This window comes from Paenarthrobacter sp. NPDC090517, assembly GCF_044769165.1.
Lineage (GTDB): Bacteria > Actinomycetota > Actinomycetes > Actinomycetales > Micrococcaceae > Arthrobacter.
This window is the reverse complement of the sequence record NZ_JBIVXN010000003.1, coordinates 380,849-395,645: the sequence shown is the minus strand read 5'-3', so window position 1 is coordinate 395,645 and position 14,797 is coordinate 380,849. Positions and strand designations below refer to the sequence as shown.

Genomic DNA, 14,797 nt, shown 5'->3' with positions numbered 1-14,797 from the left:
AGAAGTATGTTTTCGAAAATTCTGGTGGCCAATCGCGGCGAAATCGCGATCAGGGCGTTTCGCGCTGGTTATGAACTGGGCGCCAAGACCGTAGCCGTCTTTCCGCATGAGGACCGTAACTCGATCCACCGGCAGAAGGCCGATGAAGCTTACCTGATCGGCGAGGTGGGCCATCCCGTCCGCGCCTACCTGGACGTAGAGGAGGTTGTCCGCGTTGCCAAAGAAGCCGGCGCTGACGCCATTTACCCCGGCTATGGCTTCCTCTCCGAGAACCCGGATCTCGCCCGCGCTGCCAAGGCAGCAGGCATTACCTTCGTCGGCCCGCCCGCTGAGGTCCTGGAGCTCGCAGGTAACAAGGTTGCCGCCCTGGAAGCTGCCCGTAAGGCCGGCGTCCCGGTTCTGAAGTCGAGCAAGCCTTCCAAGGACCTTGACGAGCTCATCGCTGCCGCCGACGAGATCGGCTTCCCCATCTTCGCCAAGGCCGTTGCCGGCGGTGGCGGCCGTGGCATGCGGCGCGTTGAGACGCGCGAAGCCCTGCCCGAAGCATTGCAGTCCGCCATGCGTGAAGCTGACGCAGCTTTCGGCGACCCCACCATGTTCCTTGAGCAGGCAGTTCTGCGTCCCCGCCACATCGAAGTGCAGATCCTGGCCGACGCCGAAGGCAACGTCATGCACCTCTTCGAGCGTGACTGTTCGCTTCAGCGCCGCCACCAGAAGGTGGTGGAGATTGCGCCCGCACCGAACCTGGATGAGAACATTCGCCAGGCTCTTTACCGCGACGCCGTAGCATTCGCCAAGGCCCTGAACTACGTCAACGCCGGAACCGTGGAGTTCCTGGTGGACACGGAAGGGGAGCGGGCCGGCCAGCACGTCTTCATTGAGATGAATCCCCGCATCCAGGTGGAGCACACCGTCACAGAGGAAATCACCGACGTTGACCTCGTGCAGGCTCAGATGCGTATCGCGTCCGGGGAAACCCTTGCGGACCTGGGGCTGAGCCAGGATTCGGTGTCCATCAAGGGCGCAGCGCTGCAGTGCCGTATCACCACTGAGGACCCGTCCAACGGATTCCGTCCTGACGTTGGAAAGATCACCGGCTACCGTTCCGCCGGTGGCGCCGGTGTCAGGCTCGACGGCGGTACGGTCTACTCGGGTGCCGAGATCAGCCCGCACTTCGACTCCATGCTGGTGAAACTGACCTGTCGTGGCCGTGACTACCCTGCGGCTGTAGCCCGCGCGCGTCGTGGTTTGGCTGAGTTCCGTATCCGTGGCGTGTCCACCAACATTCCATTCCTGCAGGCTGTCCTCGCGGATCCGGACTTCAACGCCGGGAACGTGGCCACGGACTTCATCGACAAGCGCCCTGAACTGCTGAAGTCGCACATTTCTGCAGACCGTGGCACCAAGTTGCTCACCTGGTTGGCTGAGGTCACCGTCAACAAGCCCAACGGCGAGCTTGCTGTCCATTCTGACCCTGCCAGAAAGCTGCCGGCGATCGATGGCCCGGTTCCCACGTCCGGTTCGCGCCAGAAGTTGATCGAACTTGGGCCGGAGGGCTTTGCCAAGGCCCTGCGTGAGCAGCAGGCGCTGGCTGTCACGGACACCACGTTCCGCGATGCCCACCAGTCCCTCCTGGCAACACGCGTGCGCACCCGTGACCTCGTGGCCGCCGGCCCGGCAGTGACGGCACTCATGCCTGAGCTGCTTTCCGTGGAGGCCTGGGGTGGCGCAACGTATGATGTCGCGCTCCGCTTCCTAGGTGAGGACCCGTGGGACCGCCTCGCCGCATTGCGCAAGGCGTTGCCTAACACTTGTATCCAGATGCTGCTCCGCGGTCGCAATACCGTGGGCTACACCCCGTACCCGGAAGAGGTGACGGAGGCCTTCATTAACGAGGCTGCCGCTACGGGCATTGACATCTTCCGTATCTTTGACGCCCTCAACGACGTCAACCAGATGGCCCCCGCAATTCGGGCCGTGCGTGCAACGGGGACTGCCGTCGCTGAGGTGGCTCTCTGCTACACAGGCAATCTCCTGGATCCGAACGAGGACCTCTACACCCTCGACTACTACCTGAATCTCGCCCAGAAGATTGTCGACGCCGGTGCCCACATTCTTGCCATCAAGGACATGGCGGGCCTCCTGCGTCCCGCTGCGGCCGCGAAGCTGGTTTCTGCCCTGCGTGAGCGCTTCGACCTGCCGGTGCACCTGCACACCCATGACACCGCGGGTGGCCAGCTTGCCACTTTGCTGGCTGCTGTTGACGCTGGCGTGGATGCCGTTGACGTGGCATCTGCGTCCCTGGCCGGCACCACAAGCCAGCCCGCGGCGTCGGCGCTGGTCGCTGCACTGGCCAACACCCCCCGCGATACCGGGCTCAGCCTGGCTAACGTCGGTGCCCTTGAGCCCTACTGGGAAGCCGTCCGTCGCGTCTATGCCCCCTTCGAATCCGGTCTTCCGGGACCCACTGGCCGCGTCTACCAGCACGAAATCCCCGGCGGCCAGCTGTCAAACCTTCGCCAGCAGGCTATCGCCTTGGGCCTTGGGGAGCAGTTCGAGGCCATCGAGGACATGTACACGGCAGCTGACCGGATCCTGGGCCGCTTGGTGAAGGTTACTCCATCCTCCAAGGTGGTTGGCGACCTCGCGTTGCACCTTGTAGGACTCAACGCCGATCCTGCGGACTTCAACGAGAACCCGCAGAACTACGACATCCCGGACTCCGTCATCGGCTTCCTCTCCGGGGAGCTCGGTGATCCTCCCGGAGGCTGGCCCGAGCCTTTCCGCACCAAGGCCCTTCAAGGCCGCAGCGTCAAGGTGCGGGACGTCGATATCAGCGCCGAAGACAGCGCCGCGCTCAAGGGTGATTCCAAGACGCGGCAGCACACGCTGAACCGTTTGCTCTTCGCGGGACCCACCAAGGACTACCTGAAGAGCGTTGACACTTACGGCAACATCTCCGTGCTGGACACCCGCGACTACCTGTACGGTCTCCAGCAGGGCGCAGAGCACGTCATCGAGCTGGAGAAGGGCGTTCGCCTCATTGCCCAGCTTGAGGCTGTCTCCGAGGCAGACGAGAAGGGCATGCGCACCGTGATGTGCACGCTCAATGGCCAGTCCAGGCCCGTCGTAGTTCGTGACCGTTCGGTGGTAAGCAACGTCAAGGCAGCTGAGAAGGCGGATCCTGCCCAGCCCGGCCAGGTTGCCGCCCCGTTTGCAGGCGCCGTTACGGTAACAGTGAAGGTAGGCGATGTTGTCAACGCCGGCGACACCGTTGCCACCATTGAGGCGATGAAGATGGAAGCTTCCATCACGACGCCGGTGGCCGGCACGGTTTCCCGCCTTGCGATTTCCTCGGTTGAGCAGGTCCAAGGCGGCGACTTGCTGCTGGTGATCGGCTAGCCATCCACCAAAAAAGTACCCCGTCCGGAAGAATCCGGACGGGGTACTTTTTTCTGCTCATCCTGGCTGAAATGCCTGGGCTAGGACGCGCGGGGTGCTGTGTACATTTCCTCAATGACGGTGTCGAAGTCCTTCATGACCTGGGCCCGCTTGACCTTGAGAGATGGCGTCAAGTGACCTGAGGCTTCGGTGAAGTCCGCCGGAACGATCCTGAAGGACTTGATGGCCTCAGCCTGGGACACGGACTGGTTGGCCTTGCTGATGAGTTCCTGGACGGCTGCCTTAACCACCGGGTGGTCGGTGGCCTCGGCGACTGTGGTGCTGGCGGCGAGCCCGTGGCGGTCCAGCCAGCCCGGGAGGGCTTCTTCGTCCAGGGTGACCAAGGCGCCAATGAACGGACGGTTGTCGCCCACCACAAGAACCTGGGAAACCAACGCATCCGCGCGGATCTGGTCCTCCAACAGGGCAGGAACCACGTTCTTTCCGCCGGCAGTAACGATTATTTCCTTCTTGCGGCCAGTGATCTTGAGGAAGCCGTTGTTGTCCAGTTCGCCGATGTCGCCGGTGCGGAACCAGCCGTCAGCAAACGTTTCGTCAGTGAGGTCTTCACGCTTGTAGTAGCCACGCATGACGCAGACGCCCTTGGCGAGGATTTCACCGTCGTCGGCGATCTTGACCGAGTTGCCCGGCAAAGGGGCACCTACCGTGCCGATCTTGATCATGGACGGCGTGTTCACGGAGATCGGTGCCGTGGTCTCGGTCAGGCCGTAGCCCTCCAGGATCTGCAGGCCGATGCCCTGGAAGAAGTGCCCGAGCCGTTCACCCAACGGTCCGCCTCCCGAGACTGCGTGGGCAACATGGCCGCCCATCGCCGCACGGAGCTTCCCGTAGACGAGTTTGTCGAACAAGGCGTGCTTGAGCTTCAAGCCAAGTCCCAGCGAACCGGACTCACGTGCTTTGGAGTAGGCGATTGCAGTATCCACTGCGCGGTGGAAGATGGCTCCCTTGCCGCCGTCCTCTGCCTTGGTCAGCGCCGAGTTGTAGACCTTCTCGAACACCCGGGGCACAGCCAGGATGAACGTCGGCTGGAAGCTCTGGAGATCAGCCAACAGGTTCTTGATGTCCGGGGTGTGCGCCACCTTCACCCCGCCGGCTACGGCAAGCACGGAAATGAAACGCGCGAAGACGTGGGCCAAGGGGAGGAACATGATGGTCTTGGCAGACTCGTTGATGATTTCGGGCAATGAAGCGCGGGCATTCTCTGAGAGTTCCACGAAGTTGCCGTGGGTCAGTTCGCAGCCCTTGGGCCTGCCGGTAGTGCCGGAGGTGTAGATAATTGTGGCCAGATCCTTGAGCCCGGCTGAGGAACGGCGGGACTCGAGTTCGTCGTCGGGGACGCCTGCGCCTGCAGTGCGCAGCGCATCGAGACCGGCGCCCTCAAGCTGCCAGACGTTTGCCACCGAGGTAATGTCCTCTGCGGCGACAGCCTGGCGGATGACGTCCTCATGGTGCGCTGCTTCGCCAAAGGCTGCCACGGCGCCTGAGTCGCCCAGATTCCATGCCACCTGTGATGGCGACGACGTTTCATAGATCGGGACAGAGACGGCTCCGGCAAACCAGATGGCGAAGTCCACGAGGGACCATTCGTACCGGGTGCGGGACATGATGCCCACACGATCGCCTACGCCGACTCCACTGGCGATGAGGCCTTTTGCCAAGGCCCTCACGTCTTGTAGGAAGTCCTTGGCGCGGATGTCCTGCCACTGACCATTGCCATCCAGCTTGGAAAACAACGCAGGGTTGGATGCTTTTTCTGCCTCTCGGATCACGAGGTCCGTGATGTTGGTTTCCGGGGCGATGTTCACGAGGGGAGGAACACTGATTTCACGCACGGTAGCTCCTTTGATATCCACGGGCCACGAGGGGCTGCTTCCACTCTAGTATGCCCGCTCGCGGAGGTGTGTTCTATTTCACCTACTGGCGAGTAACTTTACGGAGGAGCCGTCATTTCAAGCAACTCCAGGCCATCCGCGCCCCTACGATGCCGGTGCTGACCCGCCCTGCGGAATAGGATGAGGGGATGCCCGCACTACGGTCCAGTTCCCTGGTCAGACCCAAGCCGCCGGCCTCGGCATGGAGGGAGGTGCCTTGGGCTGCCCGACGAAGCCATTTGGGCCGCCGCGGACTGGCGATCGGAATCGACATCGGCGGCACCAAGGTAGCCGCTGGTGTAGTGGACGCCGAGGGGCGGGTCCTGGCCGAGGCACGCAGGTCCACGCCAGGCGCGGACCCCCGGGCCGTCGAGCAGACCATCGTGGAACTGGTGGAGGAACTCAGCGCAGGACACCGGATCGCTTCGGTGGGTATCGGTGCCGCAGGATGGATGGACCTCGACGGCGGCACTGTGCTGTTCAGCCCCCATCTGGCCTGGCGTAACGAGCCGCTCAGGGAGAGCCTCCAGAAGTTGCTGAGACGTCCCGTGCTACTCACGAACGACGCCGATGCTGCGGCGTGGGCGGAGTGGCGCTTTGGCTCAGGCCAAGGTGAAAGCCGCCTTGTTTGCATCACATTGGGCACAGGCATCGGTGGTGCAATGGTCATGGATGGCCGGGTGGAACGGGGCCGGTACGGCGTGGCCGGGGAGTTCGGGCATCAGATCATTTTCCCCGGGGGGCACCGCTGCGAATGCGGTAACCGCGGCTGCTGGGAGCAGTATGCCTCCGGCAACGCGCTGGGGCGTGAGGCCCGGCAGTTGGTGCGGACCAATTCCCCTGCAGGCCGTGTTCTGTTGGAGAAGGCAGGCGGGACCGCAGAAAACCTGTCGGGCGCAGCTGTGACCTCACTGGCACTTGCGGGCGATGCCACGTCCCGCGAACTCCTCGCGGACCAAGGTGAATGGTTGGGCCTGGGGCTGGCCAACCTCGCAGCAGCACTTGACCCCGGGATGTTCGTCATAGGCGGGGGACTGTGTGACGCGGGGGAGTTGCTTGCCGGACCGGCCAGGGAGTCATTCGCCAAGAACCTCACAGGGCGGGGTTTCCGTCCCATGGCAAGAATCGAGCTCGCGGCCCTCGGCCCGCGTGCGGGCATGATCGGCGCAGCAGACCTGTCACGCGTCAGCGGACGGGCACGCAGCTAAGCTTGCCACGTTGGGAACGGCTGTGTGCCGCTAGAGGCGGGCGCCGTCGTCGTCCTCATTCTTTTCCTGCGGAAGCCGCATGATGAGGTAGATCACTGACGCAACGAAAATGGCGACAATGCCAAGAACTGCCGTTAATGGCGCGGACCGCCAAAACATGGCTGTGAAAAGCAGGGCGATGGGTCCGCCCACAGCACCCACCCAGGCCAGCATGACCAGCGGCTCAGTTCCCGCCAGACTGGGCGGATCCTCCGGAACGAAGGTGTGGTCCTCGTCTTCGACTTCGAAGTCACGAGGCCCGGACGGACGGATTCCAGCTTCAGCATCGGCGTGGACTGCCGCCGGATCAGGTAATGGCTCCGGGGCAGGTGCGGACAACCCGAGTGGATCGAAGTCCTTGAAAGTCCTGCCGGACCTTGGCTGAGGCCCGGCCTCAAAGCCCGGGGCCTCGTTGATGTCCTGCGCTTTTGCGTGCTTCGGCGATTCCCCTTCGGGGCCTGACTGTGTGGCCTCCAGTCGTGCCACCAGATCCTGCCACACGGCGTCGTCGTCCTTGTTAGCGCTTTGATCAGCAGAATTGGGATCAGGCCTGTTCATGGGCTGTGTCCTTTTCGGGAGAAAGCCCGTGCCCGGCCAGGGCCGCTACGGTCTTCTGGATGAAGTCGACAGTCCCGGAAAAAATCTCCGGAGCGTCATTATCAAGGGTGGCAACATGATGGCTGTTGTGAAGGTAGCTGATATCCACCGGCGCCTGAACCCGGGAACGGAGGAACTCCAGGCTTGCGTTCGAGATGACGTTGTCCACCGTTGACTTGTAGACCCGAACGGGTGAGCTGATTCGCGGCAGGATGGCTGCAGTGTCCTTGTACATCTTCTTGAGTTGGTGAGCGGCTGCAACAGGTGTCCGGGCGTAGGCACCTTCGTCCTGGTCCGGTTTGAGGATGTCATTGGCGATGGCCGGAGTAGTCTTCACCACATACTTGAGGGCAGCGACGATGACAGCCCGCGGATCGTCCAGGACCAGTCCAGGATTCACCACCACTGTCCCTGCAATGGGACGCGTGGCTGCTATGCGCAAGGCCAGTGTTCCGCCCATGGACAAACCGGCAGAGAAAACATAATCACACTCGGAGGCCAGCTCAAGGTACGCATCATCCACGGCCCGGTGCCACTCCCGCCACGAGCGGGTGGCCATGTCCTGCCAAGTGGTGCCATGGCCAGGCAGCAACGGCAGCCTGACGGCGTAGCCGGACGCAGCGAGGTGTTCGGCCCACGGCCTGACGCTGTGCGGACTTCCCGTGAACCCGTGGGACATGACCACACCGACGCGCGGACCGGCACCATTCCAGCTGCTGTGGAACGGCGAAAAGTCGGGGAGCATTTTCATGATGACTCTGAGGCTACTCTGTCCCCGGCACACTGGCGGAAAAAGTCGGCTGATTCTTCAAAAATGGTGGGTGCATCAACATCCAGGGTGGCCACATGTCCGCTGTGTGGAAGCGTGACGACTTTGAGGCGCGAGGAGTCAAGGTACTTGCTGATGGTCGCCAACGAGCTCGGCGGGATGACGTCGTCAACCGTGGATTTGAACACCAGCGCGGGAGCCTCCACATGAGGTAGGCCCCGGGTAGCTGCGCGGAAGAGTTTCTTGAGCTCGTGGACGGCCTTCAACGGCGTTTTGGAGTAATCGCCTTCCTCGATCGTTATGGGCGCGGGCCTGTCCTCCACTATGGGGGTGGTAGTGGGCATGACGTACTTCAGTGCTCCGACGTACCGTACCCGGCGGTCGTAGAAGCTCAGCCCCGGGTTCACCAAGACCAGCCCGGGAACATCATGGCGGGAGGCCACCCGCAGGGCCATGGCTCCGCCCATGGAAAGCCCAGCCACGAAACACGTCTCAGTCTTCGCTGCAAGGTCCAGGTAACTCTGCTCGAACGTCCGGTACCAGTCCTGCCACCTTGTGGTGGCGAGGTCACGCCAACTGGTGCCATGCCCGGGAAGGAGGGGCACGGACACTGCGAAGCCCTGCTTGGCGAGGTATTCGGCCCAAGGGAGGACGCTGAGGGGACTTCCGGTGAAGCCGTGGCAGATAGCCACGCCGATGGAGGCGTTGGCTCCATGTCCGGCGTGGTGGAAAGCGAGTGGCGCGGCGGGTTTGTTGCGTTCCGTCATGCGTCCATCGTGTCACTGTTCCTGACATTTCTCACTGGAGTAGGGTTGCTGTTGAGTGCCGGCCGGGTTGCCCGGGTGCATGCCAACCAATCGGCCGTGAGAGGACAAACGTGTTCTATTGGGTCATGAAGAGGATCTTTCTCGGTCCCATCCTCAAACTCCTGTTCCGTCCCTGGGTGAAGGGACTGGACAACGTTCCTGAAAGCGGAGCTGCCATCCTGGCCTCCAACCACTTGTCCTTCTCGGACTCCATCTTCCTGCCCCTGATGGTTCATCGTCCGGTGATCTTCCTGGCCAAGTCCGAGTACTTCACAGGAAAAGGGCTTAAAGGCCGGCTGACTGCGCTGTTTTTCCGGCTGAGCAACCAACTGCCGATGGACCGTTCCGGCGGCGCGGCGTCGGAAATGTCGCTGCAGGCAGGCAAGGACGTCCTGAACTCCGGAGGCCTGCTGGGGATCTATCCGGAGGGCACCCGCAGCCCGGATGCCCGGCTCTACCGTGGCAAGGTTGGCGTGGCGAAGCTGGCACTCCAAACTCGCGTTCCCGTGGTGCCCGTGGCAATGATCGGGACGGAGAAGGTCCAGCCCATCGGCAAACGGCTGCCCAACATCCGCCGGATCGGCCTTATTTTCGGGCAGCCTTTGGACTTCAGCCGCTACTACGGCATGGAAGACGATCGGCTGATCCAGCGGGCTGTGACAGACGAAATCATGTACGAATTGATGCGGCTTTCCGGCCAGGAATACGTGGACGAGTACGCAGCGGTGGTCAAGGCCCAGTTGGCTGGCAAAGGCCCTGAACCGGTCCACAAGATTGAGGTTGCCGAAGACGCCACCTCGGACATAGCAGAGGACAGGGACGAACCCCGCGGTGACGCGAACGGATCAGCGGAGAAACTGTGACGTAGGCGGCGGCATCGGTTACGGCTGCAGTCCCGCAACCTTGCTGTGGGCTACTACTCTTGAAGGGTGACTGAGCTAACCGCGAACACCGCACCCTCCGCAGCAGATCCTCTCGCAAGCACCGCCCAGAGCGGAGCAGCGAACTATCCCGGCCTCGACGCTTGGCGGGACCTGCCGATCTCCCAGCAGCCCACATGGTCCAACACTGAGGTCTTCAAGGAATCCGTCAAGGAACTCTCGGTGGTGCCGCCCTTGGTGTTCGCTGGCGAAGTGGACGTCCTGAGGGAGCGCCTCGCCGCTGCCGCCCAAGGCAAAGCCTTCCTCCTGCAGGGCGGTGACTGCGCTGAGACCTTCGAGGCCGCTACCGCGGACAAGATCAGCGCCCGGGTCAAAACGATCCTCCAGATGGCCGTGGTCCTCACCTATGGTGCTGCCATGCCTGTCATCAAAATGGGACGGATGGCCGGCCAGTTCGCGAAGCCGCGCTCCTCCAATGACGAGACCCGCGACGGCGTGACGCTTCCGGCGTACCGCGGTGACATCGTCAACGGTTACGATTTCACGCCGGAATCCCGAGCGCACGACGCCGGCCGGATGCTTCAGGCGTACCACACGTCCGCATCCACACTGAACCTCATCCGCGCCTTCACCCAAGGCGGCTTCGCCGATCTCCGCCTGGTTCACCAGTGGAACAAGGGGTTCACCGAGAACCCGGCACACGCGCGTTACGAATCGCTGGCGCGCGACATCGACCGTGCCATCAGCTTCATGGACTCCTGCGGCGCTGACTTCGAGGCACTCAAGCGCGTGGAATTCTTTGCCAGCCACGAAGCGCTGCTGCTCGACTACGAGCGCGCACTGACACGCATCGATTCCCGTACCGGCTTGCCCTACGACACCTCTGCGCATTTCCTGTGGATCGGTGAGCGGACCCGTGAACTGGACCATGCACACGTTGACTTCCTGTCCCGCGTGCGGAACCCCATCGGCGTCAAGCTCGGCCCAACCACCAGCGGAGACGATGCCCTGCGCCTTATCGACAAACTGGACCCCAACCGCGAACCAGGCCGCCTCACGTTCATCACCCGCATGGGTGCCGGCAACATCCGGGAGAAACTGCCGGCCGTCGTCGAACGCGTCACTGCTTCCGGAGCGCAGGTGCTGTGGGTGACCGACCCGATGCACGGCAACACGGTCACGTCGCCCAACGGCTACAAGACGCGTAATTTCGACGACGTTATTGATGAAGTGCGTGGATTCTTTGAGGTGCACCACGCCCTGGGCACGGTCCCGGGCGGACTCCACGTTGAAATGACCGGCGATGACGTCGCTGAGTGCTTGGGCGGCGCCGACCCGATCGACCAGGACGCCTTCCTGGACCGTTATGAGTCGGTGTGTGATCCCCGCCTGAACCACATGCAGTCCCTCGAGATGGCCTTCCTGGTGGCAGGAGCCCTCTCCAAGAGGTAGAGACACAGAAAGGCGCGGCCCGGATTCCCGGGCCGCGCCTTCTTCTTGTATTCCTAGACGACAGTAAGGGTGACCACTGAGTCTTCCGGAATTTCGGTATTGACGGGGTTCTGGTCGCGGACAGTGCCGAAGAATCCGCCCAGGATTTTGTTGACCTCTACCTTGAAGCCAAGCCGTTTCAGTTCCTTTTCAGCTTCATCGGCCTGCTTGCCGATGAAGCTTGGCACCTTCACCAACCTTGGCCCCTTGGACACAGTTAGCGTCACCGCTTCGCCCCGGACAAGGGTTCCATTCGCCGGTATTTGGGAAACAACGGAACCCTTGGGAACCGTCTTGTCATTCACCGTCTCCGGAGCGATTACTGCTTTCAGCCCGGCATCCTGAATGGCCCTGACTGCTGCGTCCTGTGTCAATCCGCGCACATCGGGAACAGGAATGGGCTGGGGTCCCTTGGAGACCACCAGCGAGACGGGGGTGCCATGCCTGACTTCGGTACCTTTAGCGGGGTCCTGCGCAATCACGACGCCGACGGGAATCTTCTCGTCAAAAGCCTCAGTGACGTTGCCCAGGGCCATTTCGGCGGAATTCAAGGCAATCTTGGCCTCGTCCAAGGTGCCACCGGTCAGCCCGGGCAGGGCGAACAGCTGGGCCCCCTTGGAAACGAAGAGCGTGATGGGTTGGAACTTCCGGACCTCGGTGCCGGACTCCGGTTCGGTCCCGACGGTGAGCCCTGCAAGGATGTCGTCGTCGAAAACATCCTTCGGTTCCGATTGGAAACCGGCGGTGCGGAGGAGCTGTTGTGCCTCGGCCACCGTTTTGTTCTTGACGTCAGGAACCGTTCCCGGCGATCCGGGCCCCATCCCGAAGAACCAGCCAGCCGACGCGGCAAGCGTTGCAAGGATGACGATCACGATGGTCCAGATAATGCCACGGCGGCGGGGGTTGCCTTCGCGTAGCGGGCGGCTCGGAGTGGCAGCGGCTCGAGCGCGGTCTTTGTTCTCTTGCCGTTCAAGTCTCTTCAGCTCCCGCTTGCCGGGCTGGCGCACGTCCAAATCGCTGCCCGGACCAACGGGGCCGGTCTGCAGCCTGCCTGCAGCACCCGCAGCCATGATGGTGGTGGGATTACTTTGGTGCGGGATCAATTCCGTGGGCGAGGCACTGGTTGCGATGGCCTCTGTGTGGTTCCCGCCGGGAAACCCTGGTGCATCGGAACGGCCTAACGCTGCGGCAGCCGCGGGGGAGCCCGGCAATCGGGACGACGCTTGCCGGCGGTCCAGTTCTTCGTCTGTCAGCGTCGTGCGGATGTGGCGGAGCTCGGTCAGCAAAGCAGCACCGTCCACGGGCCTGTTCTCCGCATCTACCGCGGTGCACCACTGCACCAGCTCATCGAGGTCCTCGGCGAGGCCGGGAGCGGCTTCCGAAGGGCGTCCCACCACAGCATTGACGTGCTGGTAGGCGACCTGGATGGGAGAGTCTCCTGCGTAAGGTTGTTTGCCGGTCAACATCTCATAAAGCATGATGCCTGCCGAGTAGATGTCGCTGCGGGCATCAGCTGGTTGGCCGAGCACCAGCTCGGGAGCCAAGTACGCCACAGTGCCTATCAGGGCACCTGTACTGGTATTTGCGGAGATCGCCCGGGCCAGTCCGAAATCTCCTACTTTGATGCGTCCGTCGTCCGCAATGAGAACGTTTTCGGGCTTGACGTCACGGTGGATCAAGCCTGAGCGGTGGGCGGCGGCCAGACCCTCAATGACGGGATCGATCAGGGCCAAGGCAAGGCGCGGCGGCAAGGCACCCTGTTCGTTAAGGGTGTCGCGAAGGGTGTGTCCCTTGACGTACTCCATGACCAGATAGGCGATATGGCCGTCCTCGCCTTGGTCGAGGACACCGACGATATGCGGGTGCGAGAGGCTCGCGGCCGCTTTTGCTTCGCGGCTTAGCCGATCAAGGAATGTGGGATCGTTGGCGAGGTGCGGGTGCAGGACTTTGAGGGCCACGTCGCGCTCCAAGCGCTGGTCCGTGGCCAGGTAAACAGTGGACATTCCGCCCCTCGCCAGGCGGGAACGGACCGCGTATCGGCCGTCGACGGTTGTCCCGATGAGGTGGTCCTGCGTTGGTTCTTGCACCATACGATCCTAAACGAGGCAGTGAAGGGGCCCGAAACCACGCGGGTTTCGGGCCCCTTCAAAGGTGCAGCTGATGGCCTAGCCAAAGGTACGCTGGCGGGCCTTGATCGATTCGACGTATCGCTTGGTGTCGTCGTACATGCCGTACTTACTGACTGAGTACTGACCCTGGTAGTAGCCGGCAATCGCCGTGTCCAAGTCCTTGCTGGTAGCAATCAGGGTTCGGATGATGGCGACACCTGCCGTGGCGTTGTCGTACGGGTCCAAGAGATTCAGCTTGCGACCCACGAGGTCGGACGCCCACTGGCCGGAAGAGGGAATAACCTGCATGGTGCCGATTGCGTTGGCAGGTGAGACCGCCCTTTGGTCAAAGCCTGATTCCTGTTCGGCGAAGGCCAAAGCCAGGGAAGGGCTGACGCCCATGCGCCGGGCCGTGTCAGCTACGATGCTCTTCATTTCAGCCCGGCTGGGAACGGGAGAGGCGTTGAGCAAGGCCTTGTTCTCGTTGGCCGAACTGACAACTGCCGGCGGATAGGTGAAGCCCAGGAAGGTGCTGGGGACCAGCGGTTTGGTCTCACCTGCCGGCTGCAATCCGGCGCCTGGGATGGTCAGTTTCTGGCCCGGATAGATGACCGTGGTGGCAGTCACGTTGTTGTTGGCGGCCATCAACGCAGCCAGGGAAACCCCGTGGCGGGAAGCGATGGAACTGAGGGTGTCGCCCGCCTTGATGGTGTAGGAACCAGCGCCAGTCAGTGGTGCGGGCGCAGGTGCGGGAGCAGGGGCTGCAGGCGCTGAAGGGGCGGATCCGCCACTGACTTTGATTTTCTGCCCGGGATAAATAATGGAGCTTCCGTTGAGCCCGTTCCAGCTGAAGATGCTGGACAGCGGAACGCCGTGTTTGGCTGCTATGCCACCGAGGGTGTCTCCGGAGACCACGGTGTAGACGCTTGCACTGGCGGGGGCGCTGGGCGCACTGGGGGTGGTCGGGGCAGGCTGCGCGGGCACTGCTGTTGCTGTGCCCTTGAGCTTGATGGTCTGGCCCGGGTAGATCAGCGTGGTGGCTGAGAGCTTATTCATCTGGAGAACGGCCGTCGTGTCCAAATTGAAGCGGCGCGCGATAGCGCTGATCGTATCGCCGCGCAAGATCGTGTAAGTGTCCGGTACTACCGGAGCCATGGGACGCAGGGCTGCAGGGATGGTGGTGGCAACGGCCTGCGCGGGAATGACCGAGCCCACGTTGACTGCTTGCGCTTTCATGGCCGCAGCGAGGGTAGCCGGAATCTTTCGAGGCTGCGGCGCCGGTGTTGCCATGGACGGTTGGGCCAGGGCAAGCGAGGACAAAACCACGGCGGGAAGCGCAGCCGTGGTTGCCGCGATGACCGGCATGCTCATGGTTCGTTTCGGCGAGCGGGGCGTCGTCATGAAATGTGTCCTCATCTCGAACAGCGGGGGATTATCAGTGCTGTTGTCAGTGTTACCAATGTTGCTGATGTTATCAATGATGCAAATGTGATCAGTGTGAATCTCTCACACTTAGTCGATGAGCACAACAATTTCTGTCAAACCGGACAAACAGCCACAATTGA

Annotated in this window: 10 protein-coding genes; 4 read left to right on the top strand and 6 right to left on the bottom strand. The window is 62.3% G+C overall.

Annotated features, from left to right (window positions below; translation table 11 throughout):
• Positions 1–6: 6 nt before the first annotated feature.
• On the top strand, positions 7–3,402 hold the full coding sequence (locus ACIQTW_RS13435) for a pyruvate carboxylase (protein WP_402937477.1): 3,396 nt from the start codon (positions 7–9) through the stop codon (positions 3,400–3,402).
• An 80-nt stretch (positions 3,403–3,482) separates the two neighbouring features.
• Here the strand turns inward: ACIQTW_RS13435 and ACIQTW_RS13430 are convergent, their stop codons facing one another.
• Positions 3,483–5,294, bottom strand: coding sequence for an AMP-dependent synthetase/ligase (locus ACIQTW_RS13430; protein WP_402937475.1), 1,812 nt, complete (start codon positions 5,292–5,294; stop codon positions 3,483–3,485).
• A 188-nt stretch (positions 5,295–5,482) separates the two neighbouring features.
• Here ACIQTW_RS13430 and ACIQTW_RS13425 point away from each other — a divergent pair, with 188 nt between their 5' ends.
• A complete protein-coding gene (locus ACIQTW_RS13425) occupies positions 5,483–6,541 on the top strand; it encodes an ROK family protein (protein WP_402937472.1) in 1,059 nt (352 codons plus the stop codon).
• A gap of 30 nt (positions 6,542–6,571) precedes the next feature.
• Here ACIQTW_RS13425 and ACIQTW_RS13420 read toward each other — a convergent pair whose 3' ends face one another.
• Genes ACIQTW_RS13420 through ACIQTW_RS13410 form a run of 3 tightly spaced genes read right to left on the bottom strand, consistent with a single transcriptional unit; the run spans position 6,572 to position 8,713 of the window.
• Entirely contained in the window at positions 6,572–7,138 is a 567-nt protein-coding gene (locus ACIQTW_RS13420) for a hypothetical protein (RefSeq protein ID WP_402937470.1), read from the bottom strand.
• Positions 7,125–7,928 carry an alpha/beta hydrolase gene (locus ACIQTW_RS13415; protein WP_402937467.1) on the bottom strand — a complete coding sequence of 268 codons (804 nt, stop codon included), beginning with the start codon at positions 7,926–7,928 and terminating at the stop codon, positions 7,125–7,127. Before ACIQTW_RS13415 ends, ACIQTW_RS13420 begins: the two co-directional genes overlap by 14 nt.
• The gene (locus tag ACIQTW_RS13410) at positions 7,925–8,713 is read right to left on the bottom strand and encodes an alpha/beta hydrolase (RefSeq protein WP_402937464.1); all 789 of its coding nucleotides are present in this window, start codon (positions 8,711–8,713) and stop codon (positions 7,925–7,927) included. Before ACIQTW_RS13410 ends, ACIQTW_RS13415 begins: the two co-directional genes overlap by 4 nt.
• Positions 8,714–8,823: 110 nt before the next feature.
• Between ACIQTW_RS13410 and ACIQTW_RS13405 the strand changes: the two genes are divergently transcribed.
• Positions 8,824–9,615, top strand: coding sequence for a lysophospholipid acyltransferase family protein (locus tag ACIQTW_RS13405; RefSeq protein ID WP_402937462.1), 792 nt, complete (start codon positions 8,824–8,826; stop codon positions 9,613–9,615).
• Positions 9,616–9,681: 66 nt separating this feature from the next.
• Positions 9,682–11,085, top strand: a complete 1,404-nt coding sequence (locus tag ACIQTW_RS13400) for a class II 3-deoxy-7-phosphoheptulonate synthase (RefSeq protein ID WP_402937459.1) — start codon at positions 9,682–9,684, stop codon at positions 11,083–11,085.
• 53 nt (positions 11,086–11,138) lie between these two features.
• On the opposite strand, the gene pknB is transcribed toward ACIQTW_RS13400, so the two are convergent.
• The gene (gene pknB, locus ACIQTW_RS13395) at positions 11,139–13,214 is read right to left on the bottom strand and encodes a Stk1 family PASTA domain-containing Ser/Thr kinase (protein WP_402937456.1); all 2,076 of its coding nucleotides are present in this window, start codon (positions 13,212–13,214) and stop codon (positions 11,139–11,141) included.
• A gap of 75 nt (positions 13,215–13,289) precedes the next feature.
• The gene (locus ACIQTW_RS13390; RefSeq protein ID WP_402937453.1) at positions 13,290–14,633 is read right to left on the bottom strand and encodes a LysM peptidoglycan-binding domain-containing protein; all 1,344 of its coding nucleotides are present in this window, start codon (positions 14,631–14,633) and stop codon (positions 13,290–13,292) included.
• Positions 14,634–14,797 lie beyond the last annotated feature (164 nt).